This window comes from Streptomyces sp. NPDC002795 (assembly GCF_042888725.1).
GTDB lineage: Bacteria > Actinomycetota > Actinomycetes > Streptomycetales > Streptomycetaceae > Streptomyces.
The window spans coordinates 283,861-306,760 of record NZ_JBIAQB010000006.1 but is presented as its reverse complement, the minus strand read 5'-3'; the positions used below and the strand labels follow the sequence as shown (position 1 = coordinate 306,760).

Sequence of the window (22,900 nt, the reverse complement as noted above, 5' to 3'; positions counted from 1 at the left end):
CTACATCACCCCGGCGTCCCGGGCCGTCCACACCGACGGGTGGATCGGGCGGAAGCCCAGCTCGTGGCGGATGCGGCCGGTCGACATCACGGAGTGCCACGGGTCCGGGGCCTCCTTCTCGTACACCTCCGGGGGCACCGGAAGACCGCCGAGCTGGAAGAGGTCGACCGTGGTCACCGGGGCGTCGTCCGCGATGTTGTAGACGCCGGACGCCCCGGCCGCGTACAGCAGACGCCGCAGGCCCTGCGCCACATCGGCGTGGTGGCCCATGTGGAGGCGCTGCATGGCGGGCCAGGACGGCGCCCACCCCAGCGCGTTGTCCAGGTGCGGGTCGCCGTCGCCGTACACGAAGGGCAACCGCCCGATCCGCAGATCGTCGAGGCCGTCCAGGGCGCCGAGCGCCCGCTCCGCCTCCCACTTGGACTGCGGGTAGGCGCCCCACAGATGCCCGCCCGGCCGCGTCTCGTCGTCCTCGACCAGCGGCCTGCCGCGCCCCGCTCCGTACACGAGACCCGTACTGACCTGCACGAACCGCCGTACGCCCGAGGCCACAGCGGCGCGGCCGAGCTCGATCGCGGCGTCCCGGTTGACCGCCTGCGCCTCCTCGTCCGGCACTCCGCGGAAGGCCGCGGCCACATTCACCACGAAGTCCACTCCGGTGGTCGCCTTGCCCAGCGCGTCCACGTCCCGCAGATCGCCGACGACCACCTCGGCGCCGAGCTCCGCGAAGCGCTCGCCGCGCGCCTCGTCCCGTACGAGCACCCGCACCCGGTCGCCCTGCGGCGCGCCCTGAAGCAGCCGGGGCACGAAGCGCCGCCCGACCTGTCCCGTCGCACCCGTCACCAGTGTCAGCATGGCCGCCTCCTTGTTGCCGTGGCCCGTTGTCGTAGCCATGCCTGAAGCTTGTGCCGACGACGGCCACGGCGGGAGAGACGCGGTTGTCCAGGGACCGGCACTCCCTGGATACGCACTGGATCCCGGCCCGGCGCCGGGCGATCCTGAAGAGGTGAACCGATCCGAGCTCGCCGACTTCCTGCGCCGCTGCCGCACCAGGCTGAACCCGTCCGACGTCGGGATGACCGCGGGCCCGCGCCGCCGCACGCCCGGACTGCGCCGCGAGGAGGTGGCGCAGCTCGCCGGGATGTCCGCGGACTACTACACGCGGCTCGAACAGCGCCGGGGCTCGCACCCGTCGCGGCAGATGCTCACCGCACTGGCCCGCGCGCTGCGCCTGACCGACGCCGAGCGCGACCACCTGTTCCATCTGGCCGGCGAGGAACCGCCGCGGCCGGGCGGCTCCTCCGTGCACGTGCGGCCGGGGCTGCTGCTGATCCTGGACAGGCTGCACGATCTGCCGGCGAGCGTGATGAGCGACTGGGGCGAGATGCTCGCGCAGAACGCGATGTCGGTGGCGCTGACCGGCGACCACACGGGGACCAACCTGATTCGCCGCTGGTTCACGGACCCGGCGGGCCGCAGCCTGGCACCGCCCGAGAAGCACGAGCAGCACAGCCGGGCCCACGTGGCGAGCCTGCGGGCGGTCAGCGCGGCCCGCCCGAAGGATCCGGGCCCCGCCGCGCTCGTGGCCGAGCTGCGGGCCGCGTCGAAGGAGTTCGAGGAGCTGTGGGCCTCGCACGAGGTGGTGGTGCGCCGCCCGTCACCGAAGCGGTTCCTGCACCCCGTCGTCGGCGTCCTCGACCTGGACTGCGAGGTCCTGGTCGGCGACGGGCACAGCCAGCAGCTCGTCGTGCACTCGGCGCGGCCGGGCACGGAGACGTACGAGCGCCTGGAGCTGCTGCGGGTGATAGGCCTTCAGGACCTCACCCCCAGCGGCAACGGGTCCTAGAAGCCCAGCTTGCGCAGTTGGCGCGGGTCGCGCTGCCAGTCCTTGGCGACCTTGACGTGCAGGTCCAGGTAGACCGGCGTACCGAGGAGCGCCTCGATCTGCTTGCGGGACTTGATGCCGACGTCCTTGAGGCGCTTGCCCTTCGGGCCGATGATGATGCCCTTCTGGCTGGGCCGCTCGATGTAGACGAACGCGTGGATGTCGAGGAGCGGCTTGTCCGCGGGCCGGTCCTCGCGCGGCAGCATCTCCTCCACGACGACGGCGATGGAGTGCGGCAGCTCGTCCCGTACGCCTTCGAGCGCGGCCTCGCGGATCAGCTCCGCGACCATGACCTGCTCGGGCTCGTCGGTGAGGTCGCCCTCGGGGTAGAGCATCGGCCCTTCGGGCAGCATCGGGATCAGGAGGTCGGCCAGCAGATCGATCTGCTTCTCGCCGACCGCCGACACCGGCACGATCTGCGCCCACTCGATGCCCAGCTCCTTGCCGAGCTGGTCGATGGCGATGAGCTGCTCGGCGAGTGTCTTGCTGTCGACGAGGTCCGTCTTGGTGACGATGGCGACCTTCGGCGTCTTCTTGATCGACGCGAGTTCCTTGGCGATGAACTTGTCACCGGGGCCGAGCTTCTGGTCGGCGGGCAGGCAGAAGCCGATCACGTCGACCTCGGCCCATGTGGTGCGCACCACGTCGTTGAGGCGCTCACCCAGCAACGTACGCGGCTTGTGCAGGCCGGGGGTGTCCACCAGGATCAGCTGCGCGTCCGCGCGGTGCACGATGCCGCGCACGGTGTGCCGCGTGGTCTGCGGCTGGTCGGCGGTGATGGCCACCTTCTTGCCGACCAGAGCGTTCGTGAGGGTGGACTTGCCCGCGTTGGGGCGGCCGACGAAGCAGGCGAAGCCGGCGCGGTGCGCGGGCTCCGGGGAATTCGACGACTGGGACGGCTGGGTACGAGCGCTCATGGCGCCCATTGTCCCCGATGGCGGGGGTGCCGCAGCACAGTGAGGCCCCGGTAACCACCCGGCAACAAGAAACACGGCGGAAACCCACAGGTGCGGTTCCGGAAACGCGGGCCCGTGACTCTGATCCGCATGCCTGCCACGACCGTGCCCCTCGCCGCCCCCGCTCTCGATACCGGCGACACCGCCTGGCTGCTCGCCGCCACCGCCCTCGTGCTGCTCATGACGCCGGGACTCGCGCTTTTCTACGGCGGCATGGTCCGCACGAAGAGCGTCCTCAACATGCTGATGATGAGCTTCGTCTCGATCGCCCTGGTGACGGTGGTGTGGCTGGTCGCGGGCTACTCGCTCGCCTTCGGCGACGACTCCTTCGCGGGCCTGATCGGCAACCTGGAGCACGCGGGCATGGTCGGCATCGGCCCGTCCGACGTGACCGGCACGGTCCCCACCTTCCTCTTCACGACCTTCCAGCTGACCTTCGCGATCCTCACCGCGGCGCTGATCAGCGGGGCGGTCGCGGACCGTACGAAATTCGGGGCGTGGCTGGTCTTCGTGCCCGTCTGGGCCCTGCTCGTATACGTTCCCGTGGCGCACTGGGTGTGGGGCCCGGGAGGCTGGATCGCGAACCGCCTCGGAGCCCTCGACTTCGCGGGCGGGCTCGTCGTGGAGATCGCCTCGGGCGCGTCGGGTCTGGCCCTGTGCCTCGTGCTCGGCCCGCGCATCGGCTTCAAGAAGGACGCGATGCGGCCGCACAACCTGCCGATGGTGGTCATGGGCGCGGGTCTGCTGTGGTTCGGCTGGCTGGGCTTCAACGGCGGCTCGGCGCTCGGCGCGAACGGCGTCGCCGCGGCCTCCCTGTTCAACACCCTGATCGCGGGCTGCACGGGGCTGCTGGGCTGGCTGTTCGTGGAGCAGCGGCGGGACGGGCACCCGACGACGTTCGGCGCGGTCTCGGGCGCGGTGGCCGGCCTGGTCGCGATCACCCCGGCCTGCGGGGTCGTCGGCGTGCCGGGGGCGGCCGTCGTCGGGCTCGCGGCCGGTGTCGTCTGCTCGTACGCGGTCGCCTGGAAGCTGCGCCTCGACTACGACGACTCCCTCGACGTGGTCGGCGTGCACTTCGTCGGCGGCGTCGTGGGCACCGTCCTCATCGGCCTGTTCGCGACGTCCGCGATGACCGGGTCCCCGGCCGAGCAGGGCCTGTTCTACGGCGGCGGATTCGGCCAGCTCGGCAAGCAACTGCTCGCGGTGCTGGTGGTCGCGGCCTACACCTTCCTCGTCACGTACGGGATCGCGAAGGCCATCGACAAGCTGATGGGCTTCCGGGCCCCGGCCGAGGAGGAGATGACCGGTCTCGACCAGACGGCCCACGCGGAGAGTGCGTACGATCACGGCGTCCTGAGTGCCGCCCCCGTCGCCCGAAAGGTCGCGTCATGAAGTTGATCACCGCGGTCGTGAAGCCGTTCCGCCTCGACGAGGTGAAGACCGCGCTGCGCGAGCTGGGTGTGGACGGCCTGACCGTGACCGAGGCCAGTGGCTACGGCCGTCAGCGCGGGCACACGGAGGTGTACCGGGGCGCGGAGTACCAGGTCGATCTGGTGCCGAAGGCGCGGATCGAGGTCGTCGTCGAGGACGCGGACCTGGAGCCCGCGATGGACGCGATCGTGCGGGCCGCACGGACCGGGAAGATCGGCGACGGCAAGGTGTGGGCGGTGCCGGTGGAGTCGGTGGTACGCGTCCGCACGGGCGAACGCGGCCCGGATGCGATCTGACCCATTCCCAGCCCCGTGCCGTTGAGCGCGCGGCACCGCACGGGGCTCTGCCCCGGCCCCCGCGCCTCAATCGCCGGCGGGGCTTGATCTGGCTCAACTTGAGCCCCTGCGGCGATTGAGCAGCGGGGTCCGGGGCAGAGCCCCGAGGCCGCAACGACGGTGCCGGTCAGAGGCCCGCCTTGGCGCCGCAGACCGGCCACGCCCCCGGCCCCTGTTCGGCCAGAACCTTGTTGGCGACAGCCATCTGCTCCTGCGGAGTGGCCTGATTCGCAGCGGACGCGTACTGCGTACCGCCGTACGCCGCCCACGTCGACGGAGTGAACTGCAGACCGCCCGAGAACCCGTTCCCCGTGTTCGCGGCCCAGTTCCCACTGGCTTCGCACTGGGCGACGGCCTGCCACTGGGACGTCGACGCCCCGGTGGCCGCGGAGGCGCTGCCGGTACCCGCGAGCACCAGCATCCCGCTGGCGCCCGCCAGCACCGCGGCGGTGCCGATACGGCGGGTACGGGACATACGGGCGGTGGGACGACGAAGCGCGGCGGAGAACACGAAGCAGAACCTTTGTTTGGGGACGTGGTGGGTCGCCCGGTGCGGCGGCCGGTCGGTCGGCTGCCGCAGCGGGCGACCACTCCACCGTGAGCCACGCCGAGCCCCCGGCCCATGGGCCGCCCGACCTCCCGGGCGACCCTTCGGTCCCCGCCCCGAACCCCGCTCCGCCGGGACCTTCGCCCCGGGCCATCGGTCCCACCGGCCGCTCCCCCGGCCTCCGCGTCCGCACGCACGACGCCCGCCGCACCGGGCCGTCGGGCCCGGGTGGCGGCGGGCGTGAGCGTGCTCACAAAACCGTTGTGGGCAAGGGAGTTCAGCCCGCCCGCAACGTCTCCTTCACCGCGCCGTCGCCCCCGGCGAGGAACACCGGCGTACCGGCCCCGCCCAGGTCGCGTACGGCCGCGAGGTCCTCGGCCGGGAGCTCGTCGGAGGCGGAGACGACGGCCGCCGCCTCCAGGGACTGCGCGCCGGACGCCACCGCCATGGCGACGGCCGTCCGCAACGCGCTCAGCTTCAGGGAGTCGAGGGCGACGGTGCCCGCGACGTAGGTGCGCCCGGTCTCGTCACGCACGGCCGCGCCCTCGGGCACACCGTTGCGGGCCCGCGTGGAGCGGGCCAGGGTGACGATCTTGCGGTCCTCGGGGCCGAGGTCGGTGCTCTCAGTCATGGGGTGAGCATAAGGAAGAGGGCTACGGGTGCTCGGCAACGGGGCGCCCGTCCCGCGACGGGCCGGGTTCGACGAGGAGCTCCAGGAAGGAGTCCCATGCGACAGGCGCGACGGCGATGACGTGGCCGCGTCGGCGCTTCGAGTCACGGACGCGGATCCCGGTGCCCGTGCAGGCGACCTCGACGCAGTCCTCAATCGCGGACCTGCTGCTCTTGCGCCATGCCCATGCCTGAATCACCCTCGACCTCCACCCCGGTTGTGGACCGCCCAGCCGGGGGCGTCCCCCGTACAACGCCGTGGGTCGCACGGCAGAACTCCCATGGTACGTGCAGAAACCACGCACGCAGACATGACAATTCCCGCCAACTTACCGCCAGAAACGGCAGGTTGGCGACGCGATTCATTCAGGCGGGGTTCTGCTGCAGCATCGCCTCCAGTTCGTCGCCCCCCTCCGCGGCACGCTCCGCGAGACGTCGTAGCAACACGTCGCCCCCGTCCGTCAGCGACAGGTCCTCCAGCTCCCAGAAACGCTCCAGGTACTGCCGGGTCTCTTCCGCCGAGGTCGAGGCGGTGGTCAACCCCCGGGAGTCCTCGGTGAACAGAGCGTCCGCCATCCCCTCGGCCTGGAACTCGAACAGCGTGAAAGGTCCCTGGATTCCGGGGTGCGCACCGATGCTGAACGGCAGGATCTGGATCGTGACGTGCGCACGCGTGGACAGCTCGGCCAGGTGCTCCAGCTGAGCCCGCATCACCCCGCGCCCCCCGGTCACTCGGCGTACCACCGACTCGTCCAGGACGAAGGAGAACTCTCGCCCTCCCTCGCCCTCCAGCACCTCCTGGCGCGCGAGGCGCGATTCGACGATCCGGTCGACGTCGTCCTCGGGCAGGTCCTTGCCGTACGTGCCGATCACCGCCCGCATGTACTCCTCGGTCTGCAGCAGGCCCGGCAGGAGCAGCGGCGCGAACTGCCGGTGGACGGACGCCGCCGACTCCAGCGCGAGACGCTGCATGAAGTCCTTGCTGTACAGGTCCCGGTACTCGGTGAACGGCATACGCCGGCTCCCGCGGGCCATGTCGAGCAGCTCCTCCAGCTTGCGCCGGTCCGAGATGCCGTAGGCCGCCGCGAGCGGACGCAGGTCGTTGACGGAGATGCCGACCTCGCCCGCCTCGATCCGGATGAGCTTGGACGGACTCCACTCCATCCGGTCGGCAACCTGTCGCTGAGTCAGACCTGCCGCGATCCGCGCCTTGCGGAGCTCGGTGCGCAGCTGAAGTCGCAGCAGCGCCGCACTTGTCACTGCCATGAACGCTTCACCCCCGACCGCATCCGGCTTTGTGCAACATAGCAGTTATACACATGACTCATCGAGACCTCTTAGTAGCGACACTTCAATACCGCTCAAGCGGGGTGTGCGCACTCCGCACACCGGGTGTGATGCGCACACCCTAACCTTACCCCGCACTCTGCTATGTCGCAGATTGAAAGACCGCATAGGGGAGGATCCGTAAGGGCCTGTCACTTTCAGCACTGTGGCTATACGGTATGAGGAGACTCGACAACTGCGATCCCGCCAACACCCAAGATCCACAGAGGAGTTGATCACCCATCAGCCCCAACCCCCGCCACCCGGGCGGTACTTGGACAGGAACCCGGTACGCGCTGATTGCACCCGTTCGGGGTTCGCCGCACTTGACGCGACGCCGAGCGGTACCGGAGAGGGGTCGAGCGCCATGGCCGACATGCAAGGAGGGGAAGGAGAGGTCCGTCCGCGAAAGACCAAGCGCACCTGGGCCGAGCGGGTGACTCTGATCATCCCGCTGGTCAATCTCCTCATCGCGATCCACAAGGTCGCCGAAGAGTGGATTCTGCCCTACGCGTGACAGCAGTCAGCCCCGACCCGAGGGCCGGGGCCGAAAGCGGCGGACACCCGAGACAGACGCTGCCGTTCCGAGTTCCCTGGCAGGTTCGCCCGGAGCGGTGGCGTCGCAGGGCGCCGCCACACCATTCTGCCTCTGCGTCTCCTCGTTGGGGAGGGGCAGTCGGGCCATTTCGGGGCGCGCTGGCAGCACCCAGCGGGCTGGGCGCCGCCGCTCAGCCCCGGTCGAGCCGCAGCCGCTCCGCCTTCGGCAGGCCCGCCACCACCAGGTCGTACGAGTCCTCGACGAGCTCCCGGACGAACCGGTCCGACAGCTCGGGCACGGTCACCGTGTTCCAGTGCCGCTTGTTCATGTGCCAGCCGGGCACGATGACACCCTCGTGCTCCCCACGCAGCCGCAGCGCGTCCTCGGGGTCGCACTTGAGGTTGACGGTGAGCGGGCGTCCGTCGAGGTGCGAGAGCGCGAACATCTTGCCGAGCACCTTGAAGACGGAGGTCTCGGGGTTGAACGGGAAGTCCTCCACCGCCGCGTTGAACGACAGGCAGAACGTACGCAGCTCCTGAGGCGTCACCCGGCGCTCTCCTCCTGGTCGACGCCGACCGGCTCCGAGAGCACGGTCACGATCTTGTTCCGGCGGCCCGCGGCGGCCTCCGCCGTCAGCCGCAGCTCCCGCCCGTCGGGCAGGGTGACCAGGGACGAGGCCCCGGCGATCGGGACCCGGCCGAGGGCCTTGGCCAGCAGCCCGCCCACCGTCTCCACGTCCTCGTCGTCGAACTCCTCGATGCCGTACAGCTCACCGAGGTCGCCGATGTCGAGGCGGGACGTCACCCGGAACCGCTCCTCGCCGAGCTCCTCCACGTTGGACACCTCGCGGTCGTACTCGTCGGTGATCTCACCGACGATCTCCTCAAGGATGTCCTCGATCGTGACGATGCCGGCCGTGCCGCCGTACTCGTCGATCACGACGGCGACGTGCGTACGCAACTGCTGCATCTCGCGCAGCAGATCGCCCGCGTTCTTGGTGTCGGGCACGAACGTCGCGGGCCGCATGGCGGTGGACACCAGCTCGGCCTCGGCGTCCCGGTTGATGTGCGTCTTGCGCGAGAGGTCCTTCAGGTAGACCACGCCGACGACGTCGTCCTCGCTCTCGCCGACCACGGGGATCCGCGAGAAACCGGACCGCAGGGCGAGGGTGAGGGCCTGCCGGATGGTCTTGTACCGCTCGATGACGACGAGGTCGGTGCGCGGCACCATCACCTCCCGCACGAGGGTGTCGCCCAGCTCGAAGACGGAGTGCACCATGCGGCGCTCCTCGTCCTCGATGAGGGACTCCTTCTCGGCGAGGTCGACCAGCGCCCGCAGCTCGGCCTCGGAGGCGAAGGGGCCGCGCCTGAAGCCCTTGCCGGGGGTCAGCGCGTTACCGATCAGGATCAGCAGCGGCGGGATCGGCCCCATGATCCTGGCGAGCGGCAGCAGCACGTACGCGGCCGCGGTGGCGGTGTTCAGCGGGTGCTGGCGGCCGATGGTGCGCGGCGAGACGCCCACGGCCACGTACGACAACAGCACCATCACGCCGATGGCGACGAGCAGCGCCTGCCAGGTCTCCCGGAACTCCTCCAGGCACGCGTACGTGACGAGCGCGGCGGCGGCCATCTCGCAGGCGACGCGCACCAGCAGCGCCACGTTCAGATAGCGCGTCGGGTCGGCGGCCACCTGGGAGAGCTTGGCGCTGCCGCGCCGCCCGGACCGCACGGCCTCCTCGGCACGGAAGCTCGACACCCGCGCGAGGCCGGCCTCGGCGCAGGCGGCGAGCCAGGCGATCACGACCAGCGCGACGGCCCCGGCGATCAGCGAAAGACTCATGAGACGGTCGGCGCCGGCGACGGCCCCGTCATCCCCTTCTCCGCACGCCAGCCGTCCACGATGCTCGCCTGGAGGCCGAACATCTCGGCCTTCTCGTCGGCCTCCTCGTGGTCGTACCCGAGCAGGTGCAGCACCCCGTGCACGGTGAGGAGCTGGAGTTCCTCGTTCATGGAGTGCTGCGTGGGCGCGTCCTCACCCTGCTTCCTGGCGACCTCCGGGCACAGCACGATGTCGCCGAGCAGGCCCTGCGGGGCCTCGTCCTCGTCCTTCATCGGCGGCCGCAGCTCGTCCATCGGGAACGACATGACATCCGTCGGCCCCGGCAGGTCCATCCACTGCACGTGCAGCTGCTCCATGGCGTCGCCGTCGACGACGATCACCGAGAGCTCCGACAGCGGGTGGATCCGCATCCTGGCGAGCGCGTAGCGGGCGATGTCGAGGATCGCCTGCTCGTCGACCTCGGTTCCGGACTCGTTGTTGACGTCGATCGACATGGCGCTGTGGGTTCTCTACTTTCCTCTGGGACGGCCGTTGCCCTTGTGGGTGCCGTTCTCCGTACCGTGCTCGGTGTCGTACTTCTCGTACGCGTCGACGATACGGCCGACGAGCTTGTGCCTCACGACATCCTGGGATGTGAGCCGCGAGAAGTGCACGTCGTCGAGGCCCTCCAGGATGTCCTGCACCTGCTTGAGGCCGCTCTTCGTGCCGCCCGGCAGGTCGACCTGCGTCACGTCACCGGTGATCACGATTTTCGAGTCGAAGCCGAGCCGGGTCAGGAACATCTTCATCTGCTCGGGCGTCGTGTTCTGCGCCTCGTCGAGGATGATGAAGGCCGAATTGATGGTGCGACCCCTCATGTACGCCAGCGGCGCCACCTCGATGGTTCCCGCCGCCATCAGACGCGGGATCGAGTCCGGGTCGAGCATGTCGTGCAGCGCGTCGTACAGGGGGCGCAGGTAGGGGTCGATCTTCTCGTAGAGCGTTCCCGGCAGGAATCCGAGCCGCTCGCCCGCCTCCACCGCAGGCCGGGTCAGGATGATCCGGTCGACCTGCTTGGCCTGGAGGGCCTGGACCGCCTTCGCCATGGCGAGATAGGTCTTGCCCGTGCCCGCGGGGCCGATGCCGAAGACGATCGTGTTCTTGTCGATCGCGTCGACGTAGCGCTTCTGGTTCAGCGTCTTCGGGCGGATCGTGCGGCCCCGCGACGACAGGATGTTCTGCGTGAGCACCTCGGCGGGCGTCTCCTGCCCGGTGCCCCCGTCCGCCTTCAGCATGGCGATGGAGCGCTCAACGGCGTCCTCGGTCATCGGTGCCCCCGTCCTCACTACCAGCATCATCTCGTCGAACAGGCGCTGGATGAGGGCGACTTCCCCCGGCTCCCCCGACGCGCTGATCTCATTTCCCCGGACATGGATGTCGGCCCCCGGGAAGGCCTGCTCGATCACTCGCAGCAGCGCGTCCCCTGATCCCAGAACCTCCACCATGGGGTGCTTGGCCGGGACGGTGAACTGTGCGCGGGAGCTGGATGGTGTCTGCGTCATGAGCCGGGCCTGTGGCCCTTGCGTCCTCCCCGTACGGGACTTTCTCTGCGGTGTGTCCTGCGGTGTTGCCCTGCACCGCCAAGGGTACGGCGCGCGTACGACAACGCCGAGTGGGTTTCGTGTGCGGCCGGGGCCCTTGCGGCCCGGCCCCTCACGTAAGAGAAGCGCACAGCTGACAGGTGGCGTGTGCGTAGGGCCCCGCGCGGAGTGAGTCCCCGGGACCGAGGGGGCGCCCACGCCTCGCTGCGCCGACCGTCCCGGCCCGACCTCCGGCACCGCACGCCTCGGGGTCCACGCCCGAGCGGTAACTCTCGGTCGGGCGTGGAACGCACCCCGGGAGGCCCAAGCCCCCGGAGGGGGCGGGTGGGTGGGAGAGGGGCGGGGCACCGGGCAGAGGGGCCCGGACCGGGCGGCGGGACCGGACCGGGCGGCGGGGCCGGGCCGGACAGCAGGCACCGGACCGGACAGCAGGCACCGCACCGGACAGCGGGACCGGACCGGACCGGACAGCAGGACCGCACCGGACAGCGGGACCGGGCCGGACCGGACAGCAGGACCGCACCGGACAGCGGGACCGGGCCGGACAGCAGGCACCGCACCGGACAGCGGGACCGGACCGGACCGGACAGCAGGACCGCACCGGACAGCGGGACCGGGCCGGACAGCAGGACCGGGCCGGACAGCAGGCACCGCACCGGACAACAGGCACCACACCGGACAGCAGGACCGGGCCGGACAGCAGGCGCCGGACCGGACAGCGGAGCCGGGGCACGTGGCCGCTACGCCGACCTTCCGAAGCCGATCGTTGGGACCGCTCGGCGCAGTGGCCACGCGCGGGACGTGTCCGGGAGGAGGGGGGCCAGGAAGGCGTAGCGGTCCAGGGCGCAGTGGTTCTGTTGGTCGTTCGAGCGGACTTCCTTCCACCAGGCCGCGAGCTCCCACCAGCCCGGCGCGGAGAGCGAGCCGCCGAATTCCTGGACCGAGAGGGCCGCCGTGAGGCCGGCGAAGGCGAGGCGGTCGGCGAGCGGCCAGCCCGCCAGGGTTCCGGTGACGAAGCCGGCGACGAAGACGTCCCCTGCCCCGGTCGGGTCGAGGGCCTCGACCTCGATGGCCGGTACGGACGCGGTCTCGCCGGTCCGCCCGTCCACCGCGTACGCGCCCTCCGCGCCGAGCGTCACCACGGCGACCGGTACGTGCTCGGTCAGCGCGTGCGCGGCGGCCCGCGGGCAGGACGTGCCGGTGTAGCGCATCGCCTCCTGCGCGTTCGGCAGGAACGCCTCGCAGTGCCGCAGTCCCGGCAGCGCGGCCAGGTCCCAGCGGCCGGTGTCGTCCCAGCCCACGTCGGCGAAGATCTGCGTCCCGGAGCGCGCGGCCGTCGCGACCCACGACTCCTCCGCGCCGGGCACGAGCGAGGCGACGGCGGCCCTGGCGTGCGGCGGGCAGTCCGGCGCGGGCTCGACGGGCGGCGGCTCGTGGCCGTGGCTCACCATCGTGCGTTCGCCCTCGTACGCCATGGACACGGTGACGGGCGAGTGCCAGCCGGGTACGGTCCGCGCGTAGCTGAGGTCGATGCCCTCACCGTGTTCGAGTGCGTCCCAGCAGTATTCGCCGTAGTGGTCGTCGCCGAAGGCCGCGGCGAGCGAGGTGCGCAGGCCGAGCCGCGCGAGCGCCGTCGCCATGTTCGCGATCCCGCCGGGGCTCGACCCCATGCCGCGCGCCCACGACTCCGTCCCCCGCACGGGCGCGCTGTCGAGGCCGGTGAAGATGATGTCGAGGAAGACCGTGCCGGTCAGATAGACGTCGTAGGGCGGGTCGGCGGGTGTGCGCAGCGCCGCGAGGGGGTCCGTTCTGGGTCGTGTGGAGGTCACGTCGCGCTCCCTGAGGTGGTACGGGTCCGGTCAGTGTGCACGACCCTGTCGCGTACCACGGGGACGACATCAACCTGTCACGATGCGGCCCGATGACGATCGGCGCATGCGCTGAGCACCACTGCCACCCGCAAAAAAACGCGTCGGCTACCCGGCCGCCCCACCCCCAAACGGAATGTGTCACGCGTCACAGGGCCCCGGCTTCCATGCACCCCCCATGAACTTGATACAAATTGGCGGCGCCCACGTCCCCGGTTCGGTCCCGTTCGCAAAGACGTCGCGCTCCCCAACTCCCCTGCCTTACCACCCCCTTGCCCAAAACAGCGTCCAAGGCGAGGGGCCCGTCCTCAGGAACGCCCGTGTCCTCGCGCACCTCCCGGCCCGCGCTCGTCGCCCTCTTCACGGCCGGCTATCTCGCCGCCTATCTCCTGCCCACCATCGTCGGCAGAGTCGCCGACAGCCTGCGCCTCTCCCCCACTCAGGCCGGCCTCGTCGGCAGTGCGCTGCTGCTGAGTTCGGCCGCCGCGGGGTTCACACTCGCGGCCCGTGTCGAACGGGTCGGCGCCCGCCGCGCGGCCCGCGCGGGACTGCTGCTCGCCGCCGTGGGATACGGCACCGCGGCCCTCGCCACCATCACCCCGCTGGTCGTCGCGGGTGCGATGGTCGGCGGCTTCGGTTCGGGTACGGCGACGGCGGTCGCGGCCACCGGGATCGCCGCGCAGAAGGACCCGCACCGCGCCTCGACGCTCGGCCTGCTGAGTGTGGCCGCGCTCGCGTGCGCCCTCTATCTGACCATTCCGCGGATCAGCGAGGGCAGCTTCCTGCCGTTCGCGGCGCTCGCCGTCACCGCGCTGGCCGTGTGGCCCGCGACGCGCGGCCTCGCCGAACCGGCCACCCCGGACAACTGCGCGGCCCCGGCTCCCAAGTCCCCGCTCCCTCACGCCCGTTCGGGCCTGATCCTCGCGGTGACGCTGGTGTGCTGGTCGATGGCGCAGAACGCGCTGTGGGGCGTCAGCAGCCGCATCGGCACCGAACAGGCGGGCCTGTCCGAGGTCGCGGTCGGCTCGGTCTTCGCGGTGGCGCTCGGTGTCGGGCTGCTCGGCGTGATCGGCGCGGGCGCGGTCGGCGTCCGCCTGGGCCGCGCGCTGCCCATCGGCGCGGGCACGGCGGCGATCGCCTGCTGCGTCCTGCTCAGCGCCCGCGCCGACGACCTCGCGTCCTTCGCCGCGGGCGAGATCGCCTGGAACACCCTCTACCCGGTGGTCCTGTCCTACGTTCTCGGGCTCGCGGCCTCGCTCGACCCGCGCGGCCGCTGGGCGGTCCTCATGGGCTCCGCGTCCTCGCTCGGCACCGCGTGCGGCCCCCTGGCCGGCAGCCTCCTGGCCCAGGCGACCGGGTTCCCTGTGATGGGCGTGGTGCTCGCCGTCGCGCTGCTGCTGCTCGCGGTGCCGCTCACCGCGGTGACCCTGCACACCGGGGGCCGCCCGCTGTTCGCGGGAGCGGCTCGCCGCCACAGCGGCGCCCCGGTCGGCGCGATCGTGCCGCCGTCGGGTGTGCTGGAGCAGCCGGTGGTCGAGCTGTTCGACATCGAGACGACCGTCGAGACGCCCGCGTTCACGACGTTCACGGCGACGGGCCCCGACGGCATCGAGCCGGAGCCCGAGCCGTCGGCGCCGCGGCGTCAGCCGGAGATGTCGTCCAGTTCGTACGCCTCGACCTCGGCGATGTAGCGCGCCCGCCGGTCCTCGTCGTCGTCGAGGAAGGACGCCACGAACGAGTTGCGGGCCAGCTCCCGCACTCGGTCGTGGTCCAGGCCCAGCGCCTCGTGGACGGCGTGGAAGGTGTCGCCGACGTAGCCGCCGAAGTAGGACGGGTCGTCGGAGTTGACCGTGCACAGCAGGCCCGCGTCCATCATCTTGACCAGCGGGTGGTCCTCCAGCATGTCGATGGCGCGCAGCCGCACGTTCGACAGCGGGCACAGCGTGAGCGGGATCCGGTCCCGTACGAGGCGGGCCACGAGCTCCGGGTCCTCCAGGGACCGCAGACCGTGGTCGACGCGCTCGACCCCGAGGATGTCCAGGGCCTCCCATACGTAACTGGGGTCGCCTTCCTCGCCCGCGTGCGCGACCTTGCGCAGGCCGAGCGCACCGGCGGCCTCGTACACCTCGCGGAACTTGGAGGCGGGGTTACCGACCTCGGCGGAGTCGAGACCGATGCCGACGATCTTGTCGAGGTACGGCTTCGAGGCCTCCAGGGTCTCCAGCGCGGACTCGGCGGACCGGTCGCGCAGGAAGCACATGATGAGCTTGGTGGAGATCCCGTGCCGCTCCTCGCTGCGGGCGAGCGCCCGGTGCAGCCCCTCGACGACGGTGCCCATCTCCACGCCCCGCGCCGCGTGCGCCTGCGGGTCGAAGAAGATCTCGGCGTGCCGCACGCCCTGCTCCGCGGCGCGCGCGAGATAGGCGTCGGCGAGCGCCTCGAAGTCGTCCTCGGTGACGAGGACCGCCATCAGCGAGTAGTAGAGATCGAGGAAGGACTGCAGGTCGGCGAAGAGATACGCCGTCCGCAGCGCCTCGGTGTCGGCGTACGGCAGCGTGATGCCGTTGCGACGGGCGAGTTCGAAGGCGAGCTCGGGTTCGAGGGTGCCTTCGATGTGCAGGTGGAGCTCGGCCTTGGGGATGCGCGCGAGTGGTGCGAGTGACATCCGCCCAGCGTACGCAGGGGCCGGGCTCAGCGGCGCTTCGGCACGGGTACGCGGTCCAGGTCGCGGGCGACCGTCAGCTCTCCGTCGAACCCGGCGGCGCGGGCCTGCCGGGCGAACTCCCCCGGGTCGGTGTAGCGCTGGCTGAAGTGGGTGAGGACGAGGTGCCGCACACCGGCGTCCCGGGCGACGCGGGCGGCCTGCGAGGCGGTCAAGTGCCCATGGTCGGTGGCGAGTTGGGCATCATCATCCAGGAAGGTCGACTCGATGACCAGGAGGTCGCAGCCCTCGGCGAGCACCTCCACGCCCTCGCACAGCCGGGTGTCCATCACGAACGCGACGCGCTGTCCGTGCCGCACCTCGCTCACCTCGTCGAGCGTGACGCCCCGCAGCGAGCCCTCCTTGTGCAGCCGTCCGACGTCGGGCCCCTTGATGCCGTGCGCGGCGAGCCGCTCGGGCAGCATGCGGCGCCCGTCGGGCTCGACGAGACGGTATCCGTACGACTCGACGGGGTGCGACAGGCGTCGGGCCTCAAGGCGGTACGCGGGGGTGTCGGCGAGCACCGCGCCGTCCCCGCTCACCGGTTCCTCCGCGATGTCGACGGTCTCCCGGTACGCGGTGGAGTACCGCAGCCGGTCGAAGAACCGCTGCCCGGACGCCGGGTAGTGCGCGGTCACCGGGTGCGGCACGCGGTCGAGGTTGATCCGCTGGATGACGCCCGCGAGGCCGAGGGAGTGGTCGCCGTGGAAGTGCGTGACGCAGATCCGGTTGAGGTCGTGCGCGGCCACACCGGCGCGCAGCATCTGCCGCTGGGTGCCCTCGCCGGGGTCGAAGAGGATGCCTTCGCTGTCCCAGCGGAGCAGGTAGCCGTTGTGGTTGCGCTGCCGGGTCGGCACCTGGCTCGCGGTGCCGAGCACGACGAATTCACGTACGGACATGGGTCGTTGATCCTGTCCGGGTTATCCGGGGGGCCACTGCATGCCACGGCCGCCCAGCACGTGGGCGTGCGCGTGGAAGACGGTCTGGCCCGCGCCGCTGCCGGTGTTGAACACGATCCGGTAGCTGTCCAGCTTCTCGTCCTTGGCGACCTCGCCGGCCTCGCGCAGCACGTCGGCGGCGATGGCGGGTTCGGCGGCAGCGAGGGAGGCGGCGTCGGGGTGGTGGACGCGGGGGATGACCAGGACGTGGGTGGGGGCCTGGGGGTTGATGTCCCGGAACGCGACGGTGGACTCCGTCTCGCGGACCAGGGTGGCGGGGACGTCTCCCGCGACAATCTTGCAGAACAGGCAGTCGTCCATGTGGGTCCCCTCGGCGGTGGTGTGTGGCTACGTCGGCATCGTATCGACCAGCCCCGCCGGGGTTGACGCCACGGGGCTCCGCCCCGGACCCCGCGCCTCAATCGCCGGCGGGGCTTGATAAATCAAGCCCCTGCGGCGATTGAGCAGATCTTTTAAGCCCCTGCGGCGATTGAGCAGCGGGGTCCGGGGCGGAGCCCCGAGGCCGTGACCACTACTCCGTGGAAGCTCACAGCAGCGTGGGCGCAACCTTGGCCGGGTTCTCCGCGAGTGTCGCCAGCGCGATGCGAATCGCCTCGTCGAGCTGCGGATCGCGACCCGCCGCCGCATCCTGCGGAGTAGGCACCACCTCCACGTCCGGATCCACCCCATGGTTCTCCAGGCCCCAGCCGTAACCCTCCATCCAGGTCGCGTACTTCGGCTGCGTGACCAGCGTCCCGTCCACCAGCCGGTACCGGCTGTCGATGCCGATGACGCCGCCCCACGTACGTACGCCCACGACGGGACCGATGCCGAGCGCCTTGATCGCCGCGTTGACGATGTCGCCGTCCGAGCCGGAGAACTCGTTGGCCACGGCGACGACCGGACCGCGCGGCGCGTCCATCGGGTACGTGAAGGGGCGGCTGTCGCGCGGCAGGTCCCAGCCCACGACGCGGCGCGCCAGCTTCTCCACGACGAGCTGCGACGTGTGCCCGCCCCGGTTCTCCCTGACGTCCACGACCAGCCCCTCGCGTGCGACCTCCACGCTCAGGTCCCGGTGGATCTGGGCCCACCCCGGCGCCTGCATGTCCGGGACGTGCAGATAGCCGAGCCGCCCTTCCGACTGCCGGTGCACGTACGCCCGCCGGTCCGCGACCCACGCGTGGTAGCGCAGTGGTTCCTCGTCGTCGAGCGGTACGACGACGACGTGGCGCGGGTCGCCGCCGCCGGCCGGCGAGACCGTCAGCTCCACCGGCTTGTCGGCGGTGCCGACCAGCAGCGGCGCGGGCCCGGTCACCGGGTCGACCGGCCGGCCGCCCACCGCCACGATCGCGTCCCCGGCCCGCACCGCGACGCCGGGCGCGGTCAGCGGGGAGCGGGCGCGCGGGTCGGAGGTCTCGGAGGGCAGCACCCGGTCGACCCGCCAACCGCCGTCCTCGTGGCGGGAGATGTCGGCGCCGAGCAGCCCCTGCCGGCGCGCGCCGGAGCCCCGCCCGCCGCGCGGCGTCACGTACGCGTGCGAGGTGCCGAGCTCACCCTGCACCTCCCACAGCAGGTCGACGAGGTCGTCGTGCGTGGCGACCCGGTCGAGCACCGGCCGGTACCGCTCCAGCACGCCGTCCCAGTCGACGCCGTTCATGTCGGCGCGCCAGAAGTTGTCCCGCATGAGGCGCCCGGCCTCGTCGTACATCTGGCGCCACTCGGCCGCCGGGTCGACGGTCTGGCTGATCCGGGACAGGTCGACGGTGATGTTCGTGTCGCTGTCGTCGTCGTGCGCGGGCCGCCGGTCGCTGGGGACCACCTTCAGGACCTCACCGGTCCACAGCAGCACCCGCTTTCCGTCGCCCGTGACCTCGAAGTGGTCGGCGTCGGCGCCGATCTCCTCGATACGTTGCTGGGCCAGGTCGTACCGTTCCAGGCGGGTCTTGGGCTCCGGCGCGTCGAGACCGGCACGGGAGTCGCCGAGCACGCCGCGTATCGGGTGCCGCAGCCACAGCACACCGTCCTTGGCCGTGCGCAGCCTGGAGTAGCTCGCGGCCTCCACCGGGAACGGCACGATCCGGTCGAGGAGGCCCTCCAGGTCGACGCGGGTCGCGGGCGTGCCCTCGCTGTCGGGCGTCTCGTCCTTGTCGGGGGCCTCGAAGGGCCGGCCGTGCCGCTGCGGCCCGAACGGCGAGGGCGTCGTCGCGGCGAGCGTGATCAGGTGCGGCCGCGAGCCGCTGACGAACGCGAGGTCGAAGGCGTGCTCGTCGTAGACCGGGTCGAAGGAGCGCGCCGACAGGAACGCCAGGTGCTTGCCGTCGAGCGTGAACGCGGGCGCGTAGTCCCGGAACCGCAGCGGCGTCGCCTCGCTGACGGACAGGTCGGTGGCGTTGGCGAGCTTGAGCTGGCGCAGCTCGTGCGGGCCGGGGTGCGACCAGGCGAGCCACGCCGAGTCCGGGGAGAACGCGAGGCCGGTGGCATTTCCGTCTTCGCTGCGGTCCACTTCCCGTACGTCGCCGCTGTCCCGCTCGACGAGCAGGACCCGGCCGTCGTGCGAGGCCACGGCGACCCGGCCGCCGTCCGGCGCCACCGTCAGGGCGAGCACCCGGCCGAGCCGTCCCGCCCCGAGCCTGCGTGGTGTGGCGCCCGGCGCGGCTCCGGTGGCGGGCGCGAACTCCAGGGCGTCGTCGCCCTCGGCGTCCGTCACCCACACGACGTGTTCCTCGCCGTCGACACGGAAGGTGTGCGGGAGCCGGGCGCGGACGCCCGGTTCGGAGGCGAGGGCGCGGGCGGGGCCCGCGCGGTGGGTCACCCAGTGCACGGCGCCGCGCACGTTGACGGCGCTGCCGCGTCCGGTGTGGTCGGGGGACGCGGCGCCGAACCAGTTCGCGGCGTCGACGGGCCGCGGCTGCAGATCGACGCGCTGGCCGCCGAGGCGGATGTCGAGCCGCCGCGCCTCCACGCCCTCGTCGAGCCCGTCCACGACCCACAGTTCACCGGCGCTCGCGTACACGACCCGCTCGCCGTCGGTGGCGGCGTGCCGCGCGTAGAAGCCGTCCACGGCGCTGTGCCGCCGCAGCTCCGTCCCGTCGGGGAGGGAGGAGTAGAGCGCGCCGACGCCCTCGTGGTCGGAGAGGAAGGCGACCCGGTCCCCCACCCACATCGGGCACTCGATGTTCCCGTCGAGCCCGGCGTGCAGGCGCCCGAACTCGTTCTCGCCGCCCGCGTCGATCCACAGCTTGCCCGCCGTGCCGCCCCGGTACCGCTTCCACCAGGCGGCCTCCCGCCCCATCGGCGCGGACAGCAGCAGGGTCCGGCCCTCGGGCCCGAACGCGACGCCGCCCACGGGCCCGTACGGCAGCGTCTCGGCGGGTCCGCCGTCCAGCGGTACGGCCCGCGCCCAGCTGCGGCGCAGTGAGGCCTGGCCGTGCGTGGTGGTGGCGAGAACCCGGCCGTCGGGCGTCCAGCCGCGCACGGAGGTCGTCCAACTCCCCCAGTGCGTCAGGCGCTTGGCGGGCCCGCCGGCGATCGGGGCGATGTGCACCTCCGGCGCTCCGTCGCGGCGCGAGGTCCAGGCGACCGTCTCACCGTCCGGGGAGAGCCGGGGGTTTCCGACGGGCATGTTGTCGGCGCTGACCCGCCAGGCGCGGCCGCCGTCGAGGGGCGCGGCCCACACGTCGTCCTCGGCGGTGAAGACCACCAACTCGCCGTGCGGGTGCGGGAACCGGAGGTATGCAGGAGTCGTCACCCGGCCCAGCCTAAATTTGGCCGCGCCCCACGTCAGCCCCTCTGATCACTTGCCCTGGAACGTGGGCGGGGGCGCCGTCACCGTGACGGTCTCGGTGACCGTGCTCGTGGAGCCCGGTCGCGGCTCTTTCGGCTCGGGGTCCTGCGCGGGCGCCGGCTTCCGCTTGTTCGGGGCCGAAGTGTCGTCCATCGCCGCGCAGTTGCCGAGTACGCCGTAGCTGAACCACACCTTGCCGTCGATGCGCGCGATGACCTTTCCGCGCACGCACTTGCCGGAGACGACCCCGTACACCCACCCCTTCACGGTGACGTTCTTGCCGTCCCTGGTCTTCCCCCGGCAGTCGACCTTCACTTCGCTGGGCGCCGATTGACGGGAGGGTGTGGGGCCGCTGTACGCGGCCGTGCAGCTGAGCCAGGAGACCTTGCCGCGCTGCCGGTTCAGTTCAACGGTGGTCTGCTTGTCGGTGGTCGCCGCGACCGCGGACGGGTTGAGGTCGTCGTCGACCGGCTGACACGCGACGCCCGTGGCGACGACGGCAGCGGCGAGGACCAGTCCGCCGAACCCCCTCGATCCCCGCATGCACGGCAGAATGCCAGCGGACGCACAGCGTCGGTAGTGCGGTTGCGGCCACTGTGGGCGCACCCGGCGGACGGGTGCCTACCCCCACCGTCCCGTACGTCCCAGCAGCAACGCCACCGCCGCCGTTCCGGCCGTCGACGTGCGCAGGACGCTCCGTCCGAGGCGCATCGGCCGCGCCCCGGCCTCCTCGAACACCGTCAACTCCTCGGGCGATACGCCGCCTTCGGGGCCGACGACGAGCACGATCTCGCCGCTGTCCGGGAGTTCGGCCGAAGCCAGCGCCCCGCTCGGGGCGTCCCGGTCCTCGTGCAGCACCGCCGCGAAGTCCGCCCCGGCGAGCAGCGCGGCGACCTCCTTCGTCGTCGCGGCCTCCCCGACGACCGGAAACCGCACCCGCCGCGACTGCTTCCCGGCCTCCCGCGCGGTGGCCCGCCACTTGCCGAGCGCCTTGAGCCCCCGGTCGCCGCGCCACTGCGTGATGCACCGGGAGGCGGCCCACGGCACGATCGCGTCGACGCCCGTCTCGGTCATGGTCTCCACGGCGAGTTCGCCCCGGTCTCCCTTGGGCAGCGCCTGTACGACGGTGATCCGCGGCCGCTCGTCCGGCTCCGCCCGCACGGGCCCCGCGTCGACCAGCAGCCGGTCCTTGCCCTCGCTGCCGGTGACGACGGCCTCGCACCACGAGCCGAGCCCGTCGGTGAGGGTCACCGTCTCCCCGGCCCGAAGCCGCTTCACGGAGACGGCATGGCGCCCCTCGGGCCCGTCGAGCACATACGGGCGGTCGCCGGGAACGGCACCCTCCACGATGAAGACCGGCGCGGTCATGCGGCACCCCGCTGCGCCAACTCGGCCCTGGCGGTGTCGAGTTCGGCGGCGAGGAGCTCCACGAGCTGCCCGGCCGGGAGCTCCCGCGCGAGCCGGTGCCCCTGCCCCGCCCACAGCGCCATGCCCTGCGGGTCACCGGCCTTGGCGGCGGCCTTGCGCAGCGGCGACGTCATGTGGTGGACCTGCGGGTACGCGGCGGGGGCGTAAGGACCGTGCTCGCGCATGAACCGGTTGACGAGCCCGCGCGCCGGCCGCCCGGAGAAGGCACGCGTCAGTTCGGTCCGGTTGAACAGCGGACTGGTCATGGCCTGCTTGTGCGGCTCCGGCGCCCCGGACTCCGGGGTGACCAGGAACGCGGTACCGAGCTGCGCGAGGTCGGCGCCGGCCGCGAGCACCGCGGCGATCTGCGCGCCGCGCATGATCCCGCCCGCGGCGATGATCGGCAGCTGCACGGCCTCGCGCACCTGCACGATCAGCGAAAGCAGCCCGAACCCGCTCCCGTCCGCCTCGGGGTTGTTGCGGTGCGTGCCCTGGTGCCCGCCGGCCTCGATCCCCTGTACGCACACCAGGTCGGCGCCGGCCTCCTGCGCGGCCTGCGCCTCCTCCACCGTCGTGACGGTGACCCCGACCTTCGAGCCGACGCGCTGGAGCGCCTGTACGACCGCGCGCCGGGGGCAGCCGAAGGTGAAGGTGACCAGCGACACGGGATCGTCGACGAGGATCGCGAGCTTGGCCTCGTAGCCGTCGTCGCTGCAGCTGTCGGTCTCGCCGAGCGGCGTGCGGTACCAGGCGGCCTCGCCCGCGAGCTGGTTGCGGTACACCTCGACGGTGGCCGGGTCCGCGTGCTCGGTCTGCGGCATGAAGAGGTTGACGCCGATGGGCCTGCCGGTCAGCGCCCGCACCTGTTTGATCTCCTGGTACATCCCGTCGGCCGTTTTGTACCCGGCGGCGAGAAACCCGAGCCCGCCCGCCTCGGCCACGGCGGCGACCAACGCGGGGTGCGAAGCGCCGCCCGCCATGGGGGCCTGCACGATCGGAAGCGGGCAGAGATCGGTCAGTGCGGAGGACATGACCGCATCGTGCCATGTCGCCCGCGACCGGCCGAATCGGGCCGCTGCTCAATCGCCGCAGGGGC

23 protein-coding genes are annotated in these 22,900 nt (G+C 71.7%); 5 read left to right on the top strand and 18 right to left on the bottom strand.

Annotated features, from left to right (window positions below; genetic code table 11):
• Positions 1-855 carry an NAD-dependent epimerase/dehydratase family protein gene (locus ACFYWS_RS20100; protein ID WP_389278847.1) on the bottom strand — a complete coding sequence of 285 codons (855 nt, stop codon included), beginning with the start codon at positions 853-855 and terminating at the stop codon, positions 1-3.
• Positions 856-1,006: 151 nt separating this feature from the next.
• Between ACFYWS_RS20100 and ACFYWS_RS20095 the strand changes: the two genes are divergently transcribed.
• Entirely contained in the window at positions 1,007-1,846 is an 840-nt protein-coding gene (locus ACFYWS_RS20095) for a helix-turn-helix transcriptional regulator (protein WP_389278090.1), read from the top strand.
• Here the strand turns inward: ACFYWS_RS20095 and era are convergent.
• On the bottom strand, positions 1,843-2,811 hold the full coding sequence (era, locus tag ACFYWS_RS20090; RefSeq protein WP_389278087.1) for a GTPase Era: 969 nt from the start codon (positions 2,809-2,811) through the stop codon (positions 1,843-1,845). The two genes, ACFYWS_RS20095 and era, sit on opposite strands and share 4 nt — an antisense overlap.
• Before the next feature lie 120 nt (positions 2,812-2,931).
• Between era and ACFYWS_RS20085 the strand changes: the two genes are divergently transcribed.
• Entirely contained in the window at positions 2,932-4,233 is a 1,302-nt protein-coding gene (locus tag ACFYWS_RS20085) for an ammonium transporter (protein WP_389278084.1), read from the top strand.
• Positions 4,230-4,568, top strand: a complete 339-nt coding sequence (locus tag ACFYWS_RS20080; protein WP_389278081.1) for a P-II family nitrogen regulator — start codon at positions 4,230-4,232, stop codon at positions 4,566-4,568. The genes ACFYWS_RS20085 and ACFYWS_RS20080 overlap by 4 nt, the downstream gene beginning before the upstream one ends.
• A gap of 166 nt (positions 4,569-4,734) precedes the next feature.
• Here the strand turns inward: ACFYWS_RS20080 and ACFYWS_RS20075 are convergent, their stop codons facing one another.
• The 4 genes from ACFYWS_RS20075 to ACFYWS_RS20060 form a co-directional block, all read right to left on the bottom strand.
• Positions 4,735-5,082 (bottom strand): transglycosylase family protein, encoded by a 348-nt coding sequence (locus ACFYWS_RS20075; RefSeq protein ID WP_389278078.1) that lies wholly within the window; start codon positions 5,080-5,082, stop codon positions 4,735-4,737.
• A gap of 349 nt (positions 5,083-5,431) precedes the next feature.
• Positions 5,432-5,785 carry a cytidine deaminase gene (locus ACFYWS_RS20070; protein WP_389278075.1) on the bottom strand — a complete coding sequence of 118 codons (354 nt, stop codon included), beginning with the start codon at positions 5,783-5,785 and terminating at the stop codon, positions 5,432-5,434.
• A gap of 22 nt (positions 5,786-5,807) precedes the next feature.
• A complete protein-coding gene (locus ACFYWS_RS20065) occupies positions 5,808-6,023 on the bottom strand; it encodes a DUF397 domain-containing protein (protein ID WP_389278073.1) in 216 nt (71 codons plus the stop codon).
• Positions 6,024-6,189: 166 nt separating this feature from the next.
• On the bottom strand, positions 6,190-7,089 hold the full coding sequence (locus ACFYWS_RS20060; RefSeq protein ID WP_389278070.1) for a helix-turn-helix domain-containing protein: 900 nt from the start codon (positions 7,087-7,089) through the stop codon (positions 6,190-6,192).
• A gap of 427 nt (positions 7,090-7,516) precedes the next feature.
• Here ACFYWS_RS20060 and ACFYWS_RS20055 point away from each other — a divergent pair, with 427 nt between their 5' ends.
• The gene (locus ACFYWS_RS20055) at positions 7,517-7,666 is read left to right on the top strand and encodes a hypothetical protein (protein WP_389278068.1); all 150 of its coding nucleotides are present in this window, start codon (positions 7,517-7,519) and stop codon (positions 7,664-7,666) included.
• Between the two features lie 211 nt (positions 7,667-7,877).
• Here ACFYWS_RS20055 and ACFYWS_RS20050 read toward each other — a convergent pair whose 3' ends face one another.
• From ACFYWS_RS20050 to ACFYWS_RS20030, 5 genes are all read right to left on the bottom strand, one after another.
• Entirely contained in the window at positions 7,878-8,234 is a 357-nt protein-coding gene (locus ACFYWS_RS20050) for an MmcQ/YjbR family DNA-binding protein (RefSeq protein WP_389278065.1), read from the bottom strand.
• On the bottom strand, positions 8,231-9,526 hold the full coding sequence (locus tag ACFYWS_RS20045) for a hemolysin family protein (protein WP_389278062.1): 1,296 nt from the start codon (positions 9,524-9,526) through the stop codon (positions 8,231-8,233). The genes ACFYWS_RS20050 and ACFYWS_RS20045 overlap by 4 nt, the downstream gene beginning before the upstream one ends.
• Positions 9,523-10,020 carry an rRNA maturation RNase YbeY gene (ybeY, locus tag ACFYWS_RS20040; protein WP_389278059.1) on the bottom strand — a complete coding sequence of 166 codons (498 nt, stop codon included), beginning with the start codon at positions 10,018-10,020 and terminating at the stop codon, positions 9,523-9,525. The genes ACFYWS_RS20045 and ybeY overlap by 4 nt, the downstream gene beginning before the upstream one ends.
• A gap of 15 nt (positions 10,021-10,035) precedes the next feature.
• Positions 10,036-11,067, bottom strand: a complete 1,032-nt coding sequence (locus ACFYWS_RS20035) for a PhoH family protein (protein ID WP_389278056.1) — start codon at positions 11,065-11,067, stop codon at positions 10,036-10,038.
• 779 nt (positions 11,068-11,846) lie between these two features.
• Positions 11,847-12,935, bottom strand: a complete 1,089-nt coding sequence (locus tag ACFYWS_RS20030) for a carbohydrate kinase family protein (protein ID WP_389278054.1) — start codon at positions 12,933-12,935, stop codon at positions 11,847-11,849.
• Positions 12,936-13,294: 359 nt separating this feature from the next.
• Here ACFYWS_RS20030 and ACFYWS_RS20025 point away from each other — a divergent pair, with 359 nt between their 5' ends.
• Complete coding sequence (locus ACFYWS_RS20025; protein ID WP_389278051.1) at positions 13,295-14,665, top strand: MFS transporter; 1,371 nt, start codon at positions 13,295-13,297, stop codon at positions 14,663-14,665.
• Here the strand turns inward: ACFYWS_RS20025 and ACFYWS_RS20020 are convergent.
• The 7 genes from ACFYWS_RS20020 to ACFYWS_RS19990 form a co-directional block, all read right to left on the bottom strand.
• Positions 14,617-15,639, bottom strand: coding sequence for an adenosine deaminase (locus ACFYWS_RS20020; RefSeq protein ID WP_389278048.1), 1,023 nt, complete (start codon positions 15,637-15,639; stop codon positions 14,617-14,619). The two genes, ACFYWS_RS20025 and ACFYWS_RS20020, sit on opposite strands and share 49 nt — an antisense overlap.
• Before the next feature lie 26 nt (positions 15,640-15,665).
• Positions 15,666-16,574: a ribonuclease Z gene (locus ACFYWS_RS20015; RefSeq protein ID WP_389278045.1), complete on the bottom strand. Its 909-nt coding sequence runs from the start codon at positions 16,572-16,574 to the stop codon at positions 15,666-15,668.
• Positions 16,575-16,595: 21 nt separating this feature from the next.
• Positions 16,596-16,934: a histidine triad nucleotide-binding protein gene (locus tag ACFYWS_RS20010; RefSeq protein ID WP_389278042.1), complete on the bottom strand. Its 339-nt coding sequence runs from the start codon at positions 16,932-16,934 to the stop codon at positions 16,596-16,598.
• Positions 16,935-17,160: 226 nt separating this feature from the next.
• Positions 17,161-20,361, bottom strand: coding sequence for a PDZ domain-containing protein (locus tag ACFYWS_RS20005; RefSeq protein WP_389278039.1), 3,201 nt, complete (start codon positions 20,359-20,361; stop codon positions 17,161-17,163).
• Between the two features lie 45 nt (positions 20,362-20,406).
• A complete protein-coding gene (locus ACFYWS_RS20000; protein WP_389278037.1) occupies positions 20,407-20,940 on the bottom strand; it encodes a hypothetical protein in 534 nt (177 codons plus the stop codon).
• A 78-nt stretch (positions 20,941-21,018) separates the two neighbouring features.
• Complete coding sequence (locus ACFYWS_RS19995) at positions 21,019-21,765, bottom strand: 16S rRNA (uracil(1498)-N(3))-methyltransferase (protein ID WP_389278034.1); 747 nt, start codon at positions 21,763-21,765, stop codon at positions 21,019-21,021.
• Positions 21,762-22,835, bottom strand: coding sequence for a nitronate monooxygenase (locus ACFYWS_RS19990; RefSeq protein WP_389278031.1), 1,074 nt, complete (start codon positions 22,833-22,835; stop codon positions 21,762-21,764). Before ACFYWS_RS19990 ends, ACFYWS_RS19995 begins: the two co-directional genes overlap by 4 nt.
• Between the last annotated feature and the right edge of the window lie 65 nt (positions 22,836-22,900).

What these genes read in the sequence shown, in the direction of transcription:
- ACFYWS_RS20100 (WP_389278847.1), bottom strand. Translation starts at nt 855, where the DNA reads ATGCTGACACTGGTGACGGGTGCGACGGGACAGGTCGGGCGGCGCTTC.
- era (WP_389278087.1), bottom strand. Translation starts at nt 2,811, where the DNA reads ATGGGCGCCATGAGCGCTCGTACCCAGCCGTCCCAGTCGTCGAATTCC.
- ACFYWS_RS20085 (WP_389278084.1), top strand. Translation starts at nt 2,932, where the DNA reads ATGCCTGCCACGACCGTGCCCCTCGCCGCCCCCGCTCTCGATACCGGC.
- ACFYWS_RS20080 (WP_389278081.1), top strand. Translation starts at nt 4,230, where the DNA reads ATGAAGTTGATCACCGCGGTCGTGAAGCCGTTCCGCCTCGACGAGGTG.
- ACFYWS_RS20075 (WP_389278078.1), bottom strand. Translation starts at nt 5,082, where the DNA reads ATGTCCCGTACCCGCCGTATCGGCACCGCCGCGGTGCTGGCGGGCGCC.
- ACFYWS_RS20070 (WP_389278075.1), bottom strand. Translation starts at nt 5,785, where the DNA reads ATGACTGAGAGCACCGACCTCGGCCCCGAGGACCGCAAGATCGTCACC.
- ACFYWS_RS20060 (WP_389278070.1), bottom strand. Translation starts at nt 7,089, where the DNA reads ATGGCAGTGACAAGTGCGGCGCTGCTGCGACTTCAGCTGCGCACCGAG.
- ACFYWS_RS20055 (WP_389278068.1), top strand. Translation starts at nt 7,517, where the DNA reads ATGGCCGACATGCAAGGAGGGGAAGGAGAGGTCCGTCCGCGAAAGACC.
- ACFYWS_RS20045 (WP_389278062.1), bottom strand. Translation starts at nt 9,526, where the DNA reads ATGAGTCTTTCGCTGATCGCCGGGGCCGTCGCGCTGGTCGTGATCGCC.
- ybeY (WP_389278059.1), bottom strand. Translation starts at nt 10,020, where the DNA reads ATGTCGATCGACGTCAACAACGAGTCCGGAACCGAGGTCGACGAGCAG.
- ACFYWS_RS20035 (WP_389278056.1), bottom strand. Translation starts at nt 11,067, where the DNA reads ATGACGCAGACACCATCCAGCTCCCGCGCACAGTTCACCGTCCCGGCC.
- ACFYWS_RS20020 (WP_389278048.1), bottom strand. Translation starts at nt 15,639, where the DNA reads ATGTCACTCGCACCACTCGCGCGCATCCCCAAGGCCGAGCTCCACCTG.
- ACFYWS_RS20015 (WP_389278045.1), bottom strand. Translation starts at nt 16,574, where the DNA reads ATGTCCGTACGTGAATTCGTCGTGCTCGGCACCGCGAGCCAGGTGCCG.
- ACFYWS_RS20010 (WP_389278042.1), bottom strand. Translation starts at nt 16,934, where the DNA reads ATGGACGACTGCCTGTTCTGCAAGATTGTCGCGGGAGACGTCCCCGCC.
- ACFYWS_RS20000 (WP_389278037.1), bottom strand. Translation starts at nt 20,940, where the DNA reads ATGCGGGGATCGAGGGGGTTCGGCGGACTGGTCCTCGCCGCTGCCGTC.
- ACFYWS_RS19995 (WP_389278034.1), bottom strand. Translation starts at nt 21,765, where the DNA reads ATGACCGCGCCGGTCTTCATCGTGGAGGGTGCCGTTCCCGGCGACCGC.
- ACFYWS_RS19990 (WP_389278031.1), bottom strand. Translation starts at nt 22,835, where the DNA reads ATGTCCTCCGCACTGACCGATCTCTGCCCGCTTCCGATCGTGCAGGCC.